At 60.1% G+C, this 15,069-nt stretch carries 12 protein-coding genes and 1 tRNA gene; 6 read left to right on the top strand and 7 right to left on the bottom strand.

All coding sequences use genetic code 11. The features are described from left to right. Positions 1-170: 170 nt before the first annotated feature. The 4 genes from lon to tig form a co-directional block, all read right to left on the bottom strand. Positions 171-2,594 (bottom strand): endopeptidase La, encoded by a 2,424-nt coding sequence (lon, locus tag FH08_RS0118340; RefSeq protein ID WP_031359731.1) that lies wholly within the window; start codon positions 2,592-2,594, stop codon positions 171-173. Between the two features lie 204 nt (positions 2,595-2,798). Further along, positions 2,799-4,070 (bottom strand): ATP-dependent Clp protease ATP-binding subunit ClpX, encoded by a 1,272-nt coding sequence (gene clpX / locus FH08_RS0118345; protein WP_031359732.1) that lies wholly within the window; start codon positions 4,068-4,070, stop codon positions 2,799-2,801. Between the two features lie 263 nt (positions 4,071-4,333). Beyond that, positions 4,334-4,987 carry an ATP-dependent Clp endopeptidase proteolytic subunit ClpP gene (gene clpP, locus FH08_RS0118350; RefSeq protein ID WP_031359733.1) on the bottom strand — a complete coding sequence of 218 codons (654 nt, stop codon included), beginning with the start codon at positions 4,985-4,987 and terminating at the stop codon, positions 4,334-4,336. Positions 4,988-5,137: 150 nt separating this feature from the next. Further along, positions 5,138-6,484 carry a trigger factor gene (tig, locus tag FH08_RS0118355; protein ID WP_031359734.1) on the bottom strand — a complete coding sequence of 449 codons (1,347 nt, stop codon included), beginning with the start codon at positions 6,482-6,484 and terminating at the stop codon, positions 5,138-5,140. A gap of 526 nt (positions 6,485-7,010) precedes the next feature. Here tig and FH08_RS0118360 point away from each other — a divergent pair. Then, entirely contained in the window at positions 7,011-8,180 is a 1,170-nt protein-coding gene (locus tag FH08_RS0118360; RefSeq protein ID WP_031359735.1) for a glycerate kinase, read from the top strand. Between the two features lie 31 nt (positions 8,181-8,211). On the opposite strand, the gene FH08_RS0118365 is transcribed toward FH08_RS0118360, so the two are convergent. Further along, positions 8,212-8,487 (bottom strand): hypothetical protein, encoded by a 276-nt coding sequence (locus FH08_RS0118365; RefSeq protein WP_031359736.1) that lies wholly within the window; start codon positions 8,485-8,487, stop codon positions 8,212-8,214. 370 nt (positions 8,488-8,857) lie between these two features. Here FH08_RS0118365 and FH08_RS0118370 point away from each other — a divergent pair. Then, positions 8,858-8,944 (top strand) — tRNA-Leu (locus tag FH08_RS0118370). A gap of 88 nt (positions 8,945-9,032) precedes the next feature. Here the strand turns inward: FH08_RS0118370 and clpP (FH08_RS0118375) are convergent. Then, a complete protein-coding gene (gene clpP / locus FH08_RS0118375) occupies positions 9,033-9,635 on the bottom strand; it encodes an ATP-dependent Clp endopeptidase proteolytic subunit ClpP (protein ID WP_031359737.1) in 603 nt (200 codons plus the stop codon). 177 nt (positions 9,636-9,812) lie between these two features. On the opposite strand from clpP (FH08_RS0118375), the gene FH08_RS0118380 reads away from it, so the two are divergent. From FH08_RS0118380 to FH08_RS0118400, 4 genes are all read left to right on the top strand, one after another. Further along, the gene (locus tag FH08_RS0118380; protein WP_051888355.1) at positions 9,813-10,652 is read left to right on the top strand and encodes a sigma-70 family RNA polymerase sigma factor; all 840 of its coding nucleotides are present in this window, start codon (positions 9,813-9,815) and stop codon (positions 10,650-10,652) included. 242 nt (positions 10,653-10,894) lie between these two features. Further along, positions 10,895-11,851, top strand: coding sequence for a transglutaminase family protein (locus FH08_RS0118385; protein WP_031359739.1), 957 nt, complete (start codon positions 10,895-10,897; stop codon positions 11,849-11,851). Between the two features lie 28 nt (positions 11,852-11,879). Next, positions 11,880-12,683 carry a transglutaminase-like domain-containing protein gene (locus tag FH08_RS0118390; protein ID WP_031359740.1) on the top strand — a complete coding sequence of 268 codons (804 nt, stop codon included), beginning with the start codon at positions 11,880-11,882 and terminating at the stop codon, positions 12,681-12,683. A gap of 246 nt (positions 12,684-12,929) precedes the next feature. Next, positions 12,930-13,823 (top strand): squalene/phytoene synthase family protein, encoded by an 894-nt coding sequence (locus tag FH08_RS0118400; RefSeq protein WP_200878762.1) that lies wholly within the window; start codon positions 12,930-12,932, stop codon positions 13,821-13,823. 24 nt (positions 13,824-13,847) lie between these two features. Here the strand turns inward: FH08_RS0118400 and FH08_RS0118405 are convergent, their stop codons facing one another. Beyond that, a complete protein-coding gene (locus tag FH08_RS0118405) occupies positions 13,848-15,065 on the bottom strand; it encodes a DUF1501 domain-containing protein (RefSeq protein WP_031359742.1) in 1,218 nt (405 codons plus the stop codon). Positions 15,066-15,069 lie beyond the last annotated feature (4 nt).

Genomic DNA, 15,069 nt, shown 5'->3' on the forward strand with positions numbered 1-15,069 from the left:
GCCTAATCAGAGGGCGTCAGCTTGAATTCCGGGGCGCTAAAACGCACGTTGGACGCATCAATAAAAAAACCCGCGTGGTCAGTTCACACTGACCACGCGGGTTTTTGGTTCGCTCGATTCCGGCGCGACCGCTTCGGGCCGCGCCTCGACGGGCGCTTACTGCCTACTCATTAATGCTTCACGAACTCACCCGCTGCGGGCGTGTCCTTCTTTTCCGCAACAGCAGGCGTTGCCGGCTTGGCTTCTTCTTCCGGCAGTGCTGCAGGAACCCGTTCGAGCGCGAGCTCGAGCACCTTGTCGATCCAGCGAACCGGAACGATTTCGATCGAGTTCTTCACGTTGTCCGGAATTTCAGCCAGATCCTTCGTGTTCTCTTCCGGAATCAGCACGAGCTTGATGCCGCCGCGATGCGCCGCCAGCAACTTCTCCTTCAATCCGCCGATAGGCAACACTTCGCCGCGCAACGTGATTTCGCCCGTCATTGCCACGTCTGCGCGAACCGGAATGCCGGTCAGCACGGACACGAGCGCTGTTGTCATGGCGATGCCGGCAGACGGACCGTCCTTGGGCGTCGCGCCTTCGGGCACGTGGATGTGGATGTCCTTCTTCTCGAACGCCTCATCCGATACCCCCAGACGACGCGAACGCGAACGCACCACTGAACGCGCTGCCTCGACCGATTCCTTCATCACATCGCCGAGCGAACCCGTGCGGATGATGCTGCCCTTGCCCGGCATGACCGCGGCTTCGATGGTCAGCAAATCGCCGCCCACTTCCGTCCACGCGAGACCCGTCACCTGACCGACCTGGTTCTCCTTCGCGGCCAGACCGAAGTCGGTCTTGCGCACGCCGAGGAACGAGTCGATATTGCTGCCGTCGATCCGAACCGCGCCTTCCGCCTTCTTCAGCAGAAGCATCTTGACGACCTTGCGGCAGATCTTCGACATTTCGCGTTCAAGCGACCGCACACCGGCTTCACGCGTGTAGTAGCGAATGATGTCGCGGATCGCTTCTTCAGTGAGATCCATCTCGCCAGCCTTGAGGCCGTTGTTGCGGACCTGCTTGGGCAACAAGTACTTCTGCGCGATGTTGATCTTCTCGTCCTCGGTGTAACCCGAGAGGCGAATCACTTCCATCCGGTCGAGCAACGGAGGTGGAATGTTCAGCGAGTTCGACGTCGCTACGAACATCACGTCCGACAAATCGAAATCGACTTCGATGTAGTGATCGGCGAACGTATGGTTCTGTTCCGGATCGAGCACTTCAAGCAAAGCGGACGCCGGGTCGCCGCGGAAATCCATGCCCATCTTGTCGACTTCGTCGAGCAGGAAAAGCGGATTGCGCACGCCGATCTTCGACAGGCTCTGCAGGATCTTGCCGGGCATCGACCCAATGTACGTGCGACGGTGTCCACGAATCTCGGACTCGTCATGCACGCCGCCAAGCGCCATGCGCACGAACTTGCGGTTCGTTGCGCGGGCGATCGACTGGCCCAGCGAGGTCTTGCCTACGCCCGGAGGCCCGACGAGGCACAAGATAGGCGCCTTGACCTTTTCAACCCGTTGTTGGACCGCAAGATACTCGAGGATCCGTTCCTTGACCTTCTCGAGGCCAAAGTGATCTTCGTCGAGCACGCGTTCCGCATTCGAGAGGTCATTGTTGACCTTGCTCTTCTTGCGCCACGGCAAGCCGATCAGCGTGTCGATGTAGTTGCGCACGACTGTCGCTTCAGCCGACATCGGCGACATCAGCTTGAGCTTCTTCAGCTCGGCGTCGGCCTTCTTCTTGGCTTCCTTGGGCATGCGCGCGTTGGTGATGCGCTTCTCGAGTTCTTCGAGATCCGCACCTTCCTCGCCTTCGCCCAATTCCTTCTGGATCGCCTTGACCTGTTCGTTCAGGTAATACTCGCGCTGGCTCTTTTCCATCTGACGCTTCACGCGTCCACGAATGCGCTTTTCGACCTGAAGAATGTCGATCTCCGCTTCGAGCTGGGCAAGCAGATGTTCAAGACGTTCCACAACCGGGAGCATCTCGAGAATGTGCTGCTTCTGGTCGAGCTTCAGCGGCAAATGCGCGGCGATGGTGTCAGCCAGGCGACCCGCTTCATCGATACCCGACAGCGACGTCAGGATCTCAGGAGGGATCTTCTTGTTGAGTTTCACGTACTGATCGAACTGCGACACAATCGCGCGGCGCAACGCTTCAGTTTCAGCGCTGTCGGCATGGTCGGGTTCAAGCGGCATCACATCGCAGGAAAACTGTGTTTCCTGTTCTTCGATGGTGAGCGTCTTGGCACGCTGCAAGCCCTCGACCAGCACCTTCACGGTACCGTCCGGCAGCTTCAGCATTTGCAGGATGTTTGCGATACATCCCACTTCGTACATGTCTTTTTCGGTCGGCTCGTCTTTCGCAGCGGTCTTCTGGGCGACAAGCATGATGTGCTTGCCACCTTCCATCGCGGCTTCGAGTGCCTTGATCGATTTGGGTCGTCCGACAAAAAGCGGAATCACCATGTGCGGGAAAACGACTACGTCACGCAGCGGAAGCAGCGGGAGAGTAATACGTTCCTGCGGGAGGAGTTGGGTTCCTGACATTTTCATTTCCCCAGTAGTGGAATCAGTTCAGTCGTAAATAAGGCCGTCAAAATGGATTGCAAGCCTTAAGCGTGTGGGAAAAGATCAGTGAATCGAAAAAATTCGCCTCAGTAACGTGTCAGTAACGTCCACAAGATATCCGAAAAATAAACAAAAAGCCGTTCACGTTGCCATGAACGGCTTTTCGCCGACACACAGCCCAACTCAGTTAGAACCTGCTACCTTCGGCGTGTCTTCGTAGATCAAAAGCGGCTTGCCATCGCCATCGATTGTATTGTCATCCACGATAACCTTGCTTACACCCTTCATTGCCGGCAACTCGTACATCACGTCCAGCAACGCTTGTTCCAGAATGGACCGCAGACCACGCGCACCCGTCTTGCGACGAATTGCCTTCAACGCAATAGCCTTCAACGCGCCCGGACGAATCTCCAGGTCAACGCGTTCCATGTTGAACAGCTTGTGATACTGCTTCACCAGCGCATTCTTCGGCTCGGTCAGGATCTTGATCAGCGCGTCTTCATCCAGCTTGCCGAGCGTCGCCACAACGGGCAGACGGCCGATCAGCTCGGGAATCAGACCGAACTTGATCAAATCTTCCGGTTCCACTTCACGCAGCACTTCGCCCGCGTCGCGATCCACCTTGCTCTTCACGCTTGCGCCAAAACCGATGCCGGTCTTTTCCGTACGATCGATGATGACCTTTTCAAGGCCGTCGAACGCGCCGCCGCAGATGAACAGAATGTTGGTGGTGTCGACCTGGATGAAGTCCTGGTTCGGATGCTTGCGGCCGCCTTGCGGGGGCACCGAAGCCATCGTGCCTTCGACCAGCTTCAGCAATGCTTGCTGGACACCCTCGCCCGACACGTCGCGCGTGATGGACGGGTTATCCGACTTGCGGCTGATCTTGTCGATTTCATCGATGTAGACAATGCCGCGCTGGGCTTTATCGACTTCGTAGTTACAGTTCTGCAGCAGCTTCTGAATAATGTTTTCAACGTCTTCGCCAACATAACCGGCTTCCGTCAGCGTGGTTGCATCTGCAATCACGAACGGGACGTTCAACATGCGCGCGAGCGTTTGCGCGAGCAGCGTCTTGCCTGAACCCGTGGGTCCGATCAGCAGGATGTTGCTCTTCGACAGCTCGATATCGTCTTTCTTCTCGAGATGCTTAAGACGCTTGTAGTGGTTATAAACCGCCACTGCAAGAATCCGCTTCGCGCGTTCCTGACCGATCACGTACTGGTTCAGGATCTCGCTGATCTCTTGCGGGCTGGGCAGATCCGACTTCGTCAGGCCAGCCTCTTCCGCCGCGCCGGCAGCTTCGTCGCGGATGATTTCATTGCACAAGTCGATGCATTCATCACAGATGAACACAGAAGGACCTGCAATCAACTTCTTGACCTCGTGCTGGCTTTTGCCGCAGAACGAGCAATACAACAGCTTTTCGCTGTTTGAACCTTTTTTGTCCGCCATGGATGTGCGAGCCTCCGGACACTCGATTACATAATACGCCGCTCGATTCACCTACGCAGAAATGGCCTGTGCGTAGGGCAAAAGCGCGTGTGGCGTGTGCTTTGACGCCGTTTTCCGCGTTGGCGCAAGCCGTGCGCGCGGTTTGGGTTGCCGCGCCGCCGTTGGCGGTCTGGCCCGAAACCGCAACGTCCGTATGGACAAAAACGGAACAGCCGGCCCGTTATTCCCCAACGACCGGCCGACGCCCGGTTAAGGACGCCCGTTCAGGGACGCTTGTGAAGAACCTGATCGACGATACCGTACGCCTGTGCGTCATCGCCGGACATGAAATTGTCGCGGTCGGTGTCACGTGCGAGACGTTCCGCCGGCTGGCCCGTATGGTGCGCGAGCAACTGGTTCAGACGTTCCTTCAGGTACAGGATTTCCCGAGCCTGAATTTCGATGTCCGACGCCTGCCCGCGCGCGCCACCGAGTGGCTGGTGAATCATCACTCGCGAGTTGGGCAGCGCAACGCGCTTGCCCTTGGCGCCCGCCGCCAGCAGGAAAGCGCCCATGCTTGCGGCCAGTCCCATGCACAGCGTGGCGACATCCGGCTTCACGAACTGCATGGTGTCGTAAATCGCCATGCCCGCCGACACGGAGCCACCCGGGCTGTTGATGTACAGGCTGATGTCCTTGTCGGGGTTTTCGCTTTCGAGGAATAGCAACTGCGCGACGACCAGGTTGGCCGACTGGTCGTTCACTTCGCCGACCAGGAACACCAGGCGCTCTTTCAACAGGCGCGAATAGATGTCATAGGCACGTTCGCCGCGGCCGCTCGTTTCAACCACCATGGGCACCAGACCGAGCGCCTTGGTTTCGAAATCATGCGGTGCGTTCGACGCGAGCGTGTCCAGCAATTGAGCGCGAAAGGTCATGCAATTTCCTTGTTCGGAATAGGGATACTGAACGACAAAGGAACATCCGAAAAACGGCACAACTGGGCAACCAGGACCAACACAACCGAAATGCAAAAAAGGCGTGCCGGCCCGTCACCTCGACGGCCCTGCACGCCTTGTCGACGCTGCTTACGCTTGCGCCGTCGCGCTGGCCAATTCTTCGAAGCTTACTTCCTTGTCGCTCACTCGGGCCTTGCCGAGCACGAAGTCCACGACGTTGCTTTCCACAACATACGCTTCCATTTCGGCGAGGCGCTGCTGATTCGAATAATACCAGCGGACGACTTCCTTCGGGTCCTCGTAGCTTTTCGCGAATTCGTCGACTTCCGCGCGGATCTGTTCCGGCTTCGCCTGCAGGTCGTTGGTCTTGACCAATTCGGCCAGAACCAGGCCCAGCTTGACGCGGCGTTCAGCTTGTTCCGCGAACATTTCTGCGGGGATGGGTGCATCGGCTGCGTTCGGTACACCGCGTTGTTGCAGATCCTGACGTGCCATTTCGACCAGACGTTGCTGATCCTGCTCGATCAGCGCCTTCGGCACGTCGAGTTCGGAGATCTTCAGCAGCGCGTCCATGACCTGGTTCTTCACGATCTGTTGCGTGCGGCGCTTGGCTTCACGCTCCAGATTGTCCTTGATCTCACCGCGCATCTTGGTCGTATCGCCATCTTCCACACCCAGCGACTTCGCGAATTCGGTATCGATTTCCGGCAGGTGCGCCCATTCGATCTTCTTCATCGTGATGGTGAACTGGGCCGTTTTGCCGGCCACGTCCTTGCCGTGATAGTCGTCCGGGAACTTGAGGTCGAATTCCTTCGATTCGCCGATCTTCAGGCCGAGCGCCGCGGTTTCGAATTCCGGCAACATGCGGCCTTCGCCCAGCACGAACGTGAAGTCTTCAGCGCTGCCGCCTTCGAACAGCACGCCGTCGAGCTTGCCGACGAAGTCCATTGTCACGCGATCGCCGTCCTTAGCTGCCGTATCAGCACCACCGTCGCCATGCTCGCCACCTTCGCCGCGTGCGTGGTAGTGCACGCGCTGCTTGCGCAGGATTTCCAGCGTGCGGTCGATTTCCGCTTCCGAGATGGTCGTGACCGTGCGTTCGATTTCAGCCGTTGCCACGTCGCCGACCTTCACTTCCGGATACACCTCGAAAGTTGCGTCGAACGCGTAGTCATCCGCTACTTCGCCGCCCTTGGGCGCGAAGCTCGGCTGGCCGGCCACACGCAGGTTTTCGGTGCGCGTGACGTCGAAGAATTCCTTGCCTACCTTGTCGCTCAGCACCTCGGCTTCAACCTGGCCCTGGTACTGCTGCGTCACCATCTTGAGCGGCACCTTGCCCGGGCGGAAACCCGGCATGCGCACGTTTTTCGCCAGCTGACGGATACGCGAATCCACTTCCTTTTGCACCGTATCTTTCGGCAGGGAAATCGTCACACGGCGTTCGAGCTTGCCGAGGTTTTCAACAACGTTAGCCATGGCTTCTATCGTCCTAAAGTAAATCGAGTATTCGGGTTCGTGTGTCGGGTCAGTTCTGGTTCGATCTCGCGCCACGATAGGCGCACGGCGCCTCACAGTTCCTGAACAATGCAAGCAGCCTGACTGAGCCTTTGCCAAGTGGCCAACGCTCAATACCGTAGATCCGCCAAGCCGTGACAGGAAGCCGTACGCGCCGGTTTGAGTCAACCGAGCCAAACATTTTACCAAACTATTTGCAAGGGTCGTGGCGGATCAGGGTCTGCCCTGCCAAATACTGGCAAATTCACTGGCAAATCCGGCCCATTTTCGCGATTTTGGTGCCAGTTTCAGGGTCGTCTGTCACCGTGATGCCGCTTCAGCTCCGTCCCGGCCTGTGCAATTCCGAACGCACGTGCGGCCCCGTTGTAGTCCGTTACGGGGCGCGTTTCATTGCCTGCGCGAATCGAAAGCATGCCGTACGCGCATAAGGTTTGATTATTTCGGGCCGTGTCGCTAGATTTCAAGCAAATTCATAACTCGAGACATCATGCCGAACACCCAGCCTGCCGGTTTTTCCGCCTCTCCCCCTCTCCCCGTTGTTGTCATCGCGCCAGATTCGTTCAAGGGTTCGCTCAGCGCGGAACAGGTCGCGGAGGCCATTGCGAGCGGTATCCGGCGCGCGCGCAGCGACGCGGTCATCCGCATCGTGCCGATGGCCGACGGCGGTGAAGGCACGCTCGACGCCATGCTCGCGGCAGGCGGCGAGCGGCGCCTGATCGACGTGCGCGGCGCGGCGGCGAAGCGCCGCGACGCCGTGACGGGTTTGCTGGCGGACGGCAGCGCGATTTTGGAAACGGCGGAGGTCGTGGGAATCACGGACCCGGACGGCATGGCCGTGCCGGTCGCCGAGCGCAGCACGCTCGGCATGGGCGAAGCGATCCGCGCGCTGCTCGATCTTGGCGTGCGCAAGTTCTATGTGGCGCTGGGCGGCAGCAGCACTAACGACGGTGGTGCCGGGCTTTTGGTCGGCCTGGGCCTGAAACTTTTCGATGCAGACAACAAACCGCTCGACCCGGTGCCTTCGCAGCTTGCGCGAATTGCGCGCATCGACGCGACGGGGCTCGATCCGCGCGTGCGCGACGCCGAATTCACGGGCATGTCCGACGTGGACAATCCGCTTACCGGCGAGCACGGCGCGACGGCGATTTTCGGACCGCAAAAAGGCGTGACGCCCGACCAGATCGCCACGATAGATGCAGCACTCGGCCATTTCGCCGATCTGCTCGAACCGGCGCTGCAACTTAGCGGGCGGGATAAACAGGGCGCAGGTGCGGCGGGTGGGCTGGGCTTTGCGCTGCATATGCTGGGTGCGAGCTTCGAGGCCGGCGCGGAAGTGGTCGCGCGGGAAGTAGGGCTGGATGCGGCGCTCGATGGCGCGAACTGGCTGATCACGGGCGAAGGACGCTCGGACGTCCAGACGCTGCACGGCAAGGCGCCGTTCATCGCGTGTCAGCACGCTCGTGCGCATGGCGTGGAGGCGTCGCTGCTGTCCGGCGCTATCGATCCGGCTGCGTTACCGCGTCTGTCCGAGCATTTCAGCGGCTGTTTTTCGCCCGCGCCCGGGCCGATCACGCTGGAAGTCGCGATCCGCGACGCCGCCACGCTGCTGGCGAACGAAGCCGAACAACTTACGCGATTGAAGTTCGGTTCGAGATAGGTTGGCAATGAGCAGTCAGTCGGCTACTTGCTCATCGCGTGTCCACAACCTTGCCGGGACTGAACAGCAAGCGGTCCGATAGCCACACAATCAGCATCGTCGGGATCTGGCCGCTGTATCTATCGATGTGCAACGTACGGTCGGCTTCAGGATCAGCGGGAAAGTACGACATGGTGTAGACACCTTCGGCGGTGGTCGGCAACGCGATGTCGTAGCCATCCTTGAAGCCCGCTTGGCACCCCGAGTGCGACGACCTTGTCGAGCGCAATAGTTGCGTCGGCCGCATCAGCGGTTCTGTGTGGAACATGCGTAGCGCCCACTGCCCACGGTGTCTGCGGCAACGGCAGATCGTCCTTCTTCATGCCGGTCATCGATGGATCGGCCATGTTCATCGCCATCGCGGGTTTCGCGGAATGCACATGTGCGCGGCCTCACGCCCCTTGCGGATTCGAGTTCTACCGGCCAGTCGCGTAGGTATCTCCGCATGCATATTGCGCAGGGAGACATTGGGCATCGATTCGGTTAGAATGCCGGGCTTGGCGCGACGCACGCACCTGTGTCGCCGGGAAATTTTCCTTCCCGAAGTTGATAAGCGCGGTAGGTAGTACAAGGCGGTTGGGCACGGATGACACGCTCCCCAGCCTCCCGAACCCGCTTTAAACTAGCCGCATAAACGCGCGTGAGTGGCGAAATTGGTAGACGCACCAGGTTTAGGTCCTGACGGCAGCAATGTCGTGTCGGTTCGAGTCCGACCTCACGCACCAAGCTGAAAACGAAGCCTCGCAGCGGAAACTGCGAGGCTTCGTCATTTGTGCCGCGGTTTTTTGAGCTGAAGCTGCCGCTCTCGCCTTATCAGGCAGCCCGCTGAGTCAGCACTTCATCGATCAATCCATACTCCCGCGCCTGATCCGCCGACATGAAATTATCGCGGTCGGTGTCGACTGCAATTTGCTCCACGCTCTTCCCCGTGCGCTCCGCCATGATCTCGTTCAGGCGTCCGCGCGAATACAGCACCTCCTTGGCCTGGATGGCGATATCGGCCGCTGTGCCCTGCGAGCCGCCCGAGGGCTGGTGGATCATGATGCGTGCGTTGGGTAGCGCGAAACGCTTGCCCTTCGCGCCCGCGGTCAGCAGGAACGTACCCATGCTCGCGGCGAATCCGGTGCAAAGCGTGGAGACATCGGGCCGGATGAATTGCATGGTGTCGAAGATCGCCATGCCGTCGTAGACCGAACCGCCCGGCGAATTGATGTACAGCGCGATGTCCTTCTCGGGGTTGTCCGCTTCGAGAAACAGCAACTGCGCGACGATCAGGCTCGCGGTCTGGTCCGTCACCGGCCCAACCAGGAAAATGATGCGTTCGCGCAGCAGCCGCGAATAGACATCGTAAGCACGCTCGCCGCGCCCGGAGTGTTCAATGACGGTCGGCACAAGGCCAAGGTTCTGGGGATTCATTTCGCTGCGGTTCCTTGTTTTTGCTCGGTGTGAATGCCTTCAGCCGATATGACGCACAAGGTCGTCCGTGCGTGACGCCCGTTCACGCGATATATTTTTGCCTGGGGCTGTCACATTCGCGTGGCGCTGGCCGTCAGGCGGATACATGGCAAAAGCACGTACTCGAGGGGAACCTGCATGACTGGTGATACGGATATCGATCGCGACACGGCGCAACTCGCCCTCTTCGAGGCGTCGCGCGCGCGGCTGTTTTCGCTGGCATACCGGATCCTCGGCGTGCACGCGGACGCCGAGGACGTCGTCCAGGACACGTTTGTGAAATGGCATCTGCATCACCGCACGGCGGGTATCGCGGGAGGCGATGCGCTGGACACGCCCGCTGCATGGCTCGCGACGGTGGCAAAACGCACGGCCATAGACCGCTTGCGGCGCTTGAAACATGAAGCACCAATGCCGGACGGCATCGACAATCTCGATGGTTTCGATGCCATCGATCACGCTCCGTCGCCCCAGGCGCTGACGGAACAGACATCGGATTTATCGTACGGAATGCGCCTCGTGCTCGATCGGCTATCGGCGGAGGAACGCGCGGCGTTCCTGCTGCGCGAGGCGTTCGAAGCAGACTACGCAAGCATCGCGAAGATCCTTAACCGGAGCGCCGCGCACTGCCGGCAGATGGTGCATCGAGCGAAAGACCGGGTGCGCGGCAATCGGAAAAACAATGACGCAACCGATACGGCGCATGGGGAAGACGCAATCGAGCCATTACTCGATGCCATCGCGCGTCAGGACGTCAGCGCGCTGGTCGCACTGACGCTTGCCACGGCGGCGATCCCGTCGCCGGAGTTTGCACCGGCCGCTCCGGTCTCCGCGATGCCGATGGCCATGGCAATGGCAATCGCCGAACAGCAAGCGGCGCTGCTGACGCACGCGCTGATCGCGCGACTGCGGATCGGACGCATCGATTTGCCGGCATCCGTCGCTGGCGAACGCGTATCCTCCCTCGCGGCAGCCTAAGACCGCCACGGCCCATCAGCAGGCGAAACCCCGCACGGGGCCGCCTGTCAAGCCGCAAACGAATTCTTTCACTCGAACCGTCTCGTGTATCCTGAAAACTGGGTGTCTGGAGGGTCCAGACATCTCGATCAAGGATCCACAATGGCTTTCAACAATCAGGCCGCGACAGTCGCGGTAGGGTCGCGGAGCATTTTTACCAGCGGCCTCCTGCCTGTTGGTTTTCGCTTGCACGGGGCAGTCAGGTGAACGAGCCACAACGCTTTACCGTACGCCACACGAGCATCTACCGGTATTCGGAACCGGTGGATTTTGGCGAACATCGAATGATGTTCCGGCCGAAGTCCAGCCACGATCTGCGCCTCGTCACCATGCAGTTGAAGATCACGCCGGAACCGGCGCGCTTGCGCTGGCTGCACGATATCTTCGACAACTCGGTGGCCGTCGCCACGTTCGATAGCCAGGCAGCGGAGCTGACGTTCGAAAGCGAAGTCACGCTAGAGCACTTCGAAACGCCGCATCCCGACTACGCGCTAGAGCGCTACGCGGCCACGTTTCCGTTTGCGTACACGAACGAAGAAGCATCGGACCTGGTCAATGCGCGCAACCGGCCGGAGCCGGATGGCGATGTCGATGCGTGGGCAAAACGTTTCGTCACGCCCGGCGAACCCATGGGCACGATGGCGCTGCTGCGCAAGATCAACCAGACGATCAACGACGACTTCAAGTACGTTCGCCGCACGGAAAAAGGCGTGAATCGTCCCGCCGATACCTTGCGCCTGCGCACCGGCAGTTGCCGCGACTTCGCCGTGTTCATGATGGACGTAGTGCGCTCGCTGGGTCTGGCCGCGCGGTTCGTCAGCGGCTACATCTTCGTGCCTGATGTTGAGCCGCCGGTTGAGCCCCCGGTTGAGCCCCCGGTTGAACCCAAACTAGAATCCAAGCCCGAACTTAAGCCCGAACCCAAGCCCGACACCACACGCGGCGGCGGCGCCACACACGCGTGGCTGCAAATTTTTCTTCCCGGCGCCGGATGGGTCGATTTCGACCCGACCAACAGCATTATCGGCAACCGTCATCTCATCCGCGTCGCGGTTGCATGGGACCACCATCAGGCCCTCCCGCTATGGGGAACCTGGAACGGCGAACCCGGCTCGTTTCGCGGCCTCGATGTCGAGGTCAGGGTGACCGAGAACCGCTGATATCCTCTTCCATAGAAAGGCCACTCCCATGAAACTCCGCGTTGGTTACGAGCTGGTCTACGAGTGTCTGCAGCCGACACCCATGCTTCTCATGCTGAACACGCACTTCTCGTTCGCTCCCCAGGTCTTGCTCGCCGATCTGCTGGTTGTGAATCCGCCGGTGCCGATCTCGCAGTATCGCGATGCTTTCGGCAATCTATGCAGCCGGATTGTCGCGCCTGAAGGCCAGATAGCGCTGTCGACTTCGGCATTGCTTGAGGTGTCGGATGAATTCGAAAAGCCCGGGCCGCAAGGCGAGCAACATCCTGTTGAAAACCTTCCCAGTGAATCCCTGGTGTTTCTGCTCGGCAGCCGTTATTGCGAAACGGACCTGCTTTCCGACTTCGCGTGGAAAACGTTCGGCAATACGCCGCTGGGGCGCCCGCGCGTACAGGCAATCTGTGACTTCGTGCATAACCACATTGTGTTCAATTACGCCCACGCGCGGCCGACCAAGACCGCGTGGGAAGCGTATAACGAGCGTCAAGGCGTATGCCGCGATTTCGCTCATCTGGCCGTCACGCTGTGTCGCGCGATGAACATTCCGGCCCGCTATTGCACGGGCTATATCAGCGACGCCGGTATGCCGCCGCCCTACACCGCCATGGATTTCGCTGCGTGGTTCGAAGCGTTTATCGGCGGAACCTGGCAGACCTTCGATGCGCGCAACAACGTGCCACGCATGGGCCGCGTGTTGATGGCGAGAGGCCGCGACGCCGCCGATGTCGCGATCAGCAATACCTTCGGCCCCACCAAGCTGCTCAAATTCGATGTCGTTTGCGAAGCGCAATAACGAGCGCTTTCACTTCGGATATCTAACTGAAATCACGCCACGCGGAACAGGCTCAGACGACCGCGTGGCGACGCCTGTTTCGCCTCGCCTTGCAGCACGTTTTCATCCGGGGGATATAATTCGGCCTGAATATCGCTGCAGTGAGCCAGGCGCAGTGGCCCAGAATCAACCTGCACCGAAAAAGACAAGGCTGCATCCTCCCTTACCTGTCCAGTCTCCAGAGCACGCGCGAGCCATTGAGTTTCAATGGCTTTTTTTCTGGCCCGGACCGATCGGCTTACGCCGTCACAACCTTCCATTGCCGTGAACTTCGACGACTACTGCCAGCAAAAAGCCGCGCCCGATGGCTCCAGCACGTACTACGCCCTGCGCCGTGCGCCCTCGGCCAGACAGCCGCTTCTGACAGCGTTTTACGCGTTGCGCCGCGAGCTGGAAGACACCGTCAAGGAAACGAGCGATCCCACCATCGGCCGCACCAAACACGCCTGGTGGCAAAAGGAATTGGCCAGCCTGTTCGGCGGCGAACCCGCCCATCCCGTGACGAAGGCGATCGCCGCGCATCAGGCGAACACCCCGGTTCTCGACGAGCAAGGACAGGAGTCAATCAACAATCTGGTCGATGGCTTCAGCATGGACCTCGATCAGGCGCGCTATCTCGACTGGCCGGGTCTGCGGCGCTATCTGGACAACGTCGGCGGCGCGTTTGCGTTGATCGTCGCCCGCGCGAGCGCACGCCGTCCCGATGATGCACCGGGCTGGGCCAACTCTCTTGGCACGGCGCTCACGCTGGCGGAGCGCATCGCGGAGATTGGCGACGATGCACGCCACGGCCGCATCTATATCCCCATCGATGAGATGCAGCGCTTCAACGTCACCGCGGCCGATCTCATCAACCGCAAATACAGCGATGGGTTCACTGAACTCATGCGCTTCCAGACAGGCCGCGCACGTGAAGCGCTCAAGCAGTCGCTGGCGGCGATCCCCTCAGACGAGCGTGCGACGCAGCGCGTGCTGCGTACGCAAGCGGCTTTATCGCTGGCTTTGCTCGACGAAATTGAACGCGAAAACTTCCAGGTGCTTCATCAGCGGATTGCGCTGACGCCTGTCCGCAAACTGTGGATCAGTTGGCGCGTCCGATAACACCGCTTTTTGACGCGCCAGGCCTCAGGCGCGCAGTAAAGGCAGCGTCTCGAACTTCTGCCCGAGCACTACGGTGGAGTTCATGCCCCACCACGGCCCAAGTACAGTTGCGTACATCTGCCTGAAGTCCACGCCGACCGGCAAATTGCCGTTGCCGTCCAGCCGCGCCAATTCCGGCGCAACACCATGAAGGCCACCATTCACGCGGCCGCCCATCACGAAATGCGGCGCGACCGTGCCGTGATCCGTCCCGTTGCTCTGGTTCTCGCGCGGCCGCCGGCCGAACTCGGCATAGGTCATGATGAGCGTCTCGTTCCATCGGCCCAATTCGAGCAGCGCCGAACGTATCGCAACCATTCCCTCCGATAACTGCTTGAGCAACGCCGCCTGCTGACCCGGCTGGTTCTGATGAGTATCGAAACCATTGAGCGTCAGGCGGATCACCGCGACGCCCTGCCCCGTCTGCGGCACGCCGCCTGGGGTATCCGTCGCGGCCAGCACTTGCATGGCCGTCTTGATCGATGTGCCGAATGCACCGCCCGGAAATTGCGTCTTGAGTGCGAACTGGCCGGCCCGTGGACGCAGCCGGTCGGCCGCCTTCACGATCTCGTTTTCGACATCCAGGATATGCGCGAGCGCGGGGTTGCGTTCCTTCAGCGATACCGGCGTCGCAAGCCGTGCCTGTTTTTCGAACTGCGCGGGATTCACGAGCGCGACGGCGCGTGCGCCGTTCGCGAGCGGTCCCATTTCCGCGCTGCCGATCACCACGGCGTCGGCGGCAAATCCTGTCGGCACGGGCTGCGCGCGAAACGTGCGCGTGAGCCAGCCTTCATGCAGATATTGATCCGAGCGCGAGCCGGTGTCCCAGATCTCGATGGATCGAAAGTGCGACAGATTCGGTTGCGGATAACTGACGCCCTGCACGATCGCGAGTTGCCGGTCCTTCCAGAGCGGCATCAATGGCTGCATGGCGGGATGAAGGCCCGTGCGCTCATCAAGCTGGATGACCTGTTCGCGCTTGATGCCAATCCCCGGGCGCAATGCCGCGTAAGCCGGGTCGGCGAATGGGATCACGGTGTTCAGGCCGTCGTTGCCGCCCTTCAGTTCGACCAGGATCAACACGTTGCCGTAGCCGCTCGAACGCATCTCGACTGGAAGCGGGCTTGCCGCGGCAAATGCCGAGGGAGCAAGCGCGATGGCGCCGGCTGCGCCGGTCATCGAAAGGAAGTCGCGTCGGTTCATGGGG

This window comes from Caballeronia sordidicola (assembly GCF_000729995.1).
Classification (GTDB): Bacteria; Pseudomonadota; Gammaproteobacteria; order Burkholderiales; family Burkholderiaceae; genus Caballeronia; species Caballeronia sordidicola_A.

Coding starts and splice junctions, on each gene's coding strand:
- FH08_RS0118365 (WP_031359736.1), bottom strand. CDS start 8,487: ATGTTCCACACAGAACCGCTGATGCGGCCGACGCAACTATTGCGCTCG.
- clpP (WP_031359733.1), bottom strand. CDS start 4,987: ATGACCTTTCGCGCTCAATTGCTGGACACGCTCGCGTCGAACGCACCG.
- lon (WP_031359731.1), bottom strand. CDS start 2,594: ATGTCAGGAACCCAACTCCTCCCGCAGGAACGTATTACTCTCCCGCTG.
- FH08_RS0118405 (WP_031359742.1), bottom strand. CDS start 15,065: ATGAACCGACGCGACTTCCTTTCGATGACCGGCGCAGCCGGCGCCATC.
- tig (WP_031359734.1), bottom strand. CDS start 6,484: ATGGCTAACGTTGTTGAAAACCTCGGCAAGCTCGAACGCCGTGTGACG.
- FH08_RS0118380 (WP_051888355.1), top strand. CDS start 9,813: ATGACTGGTGATACGGATATCGATCGCGACACGGCGCAACTCGCCCTC.
- clpP (WP_031359737.1), bottom strand. CDS start 9,635: ATGAATCCCCAGAACCTTGGCCTTGTGCCGACCGTCATTGAACACTCC.
- clpX (WP_031359732.1), bottom strand. CDS start 4,070: ATGGCGGACAAAAAAGGTTCAAACAGCGAAAAGCTGTTGTATTGCTCG.
- FH08_RS0118390 (WP_031359740.1), top strand. CDS start 11,880: ATGAAACTCCGCGTTGGTTACGAGCTGGTCTACGAGTGTCTGCAGCCG.
- FH08_RS0118400 (WP_200878762.1), top strand. CDS start 12,930: ATGGCTTTTTTTCTGGCCCGGACCGATCGGCTTACGCCGTCACAACCT.
- FH08_RS0118360 (WP_031359735.1), top strand. CDS start 7,011: ATGCCGAACACCCAGCCTGCCGGTTTTTCCGCCTCTCCCCCTCTCCCC.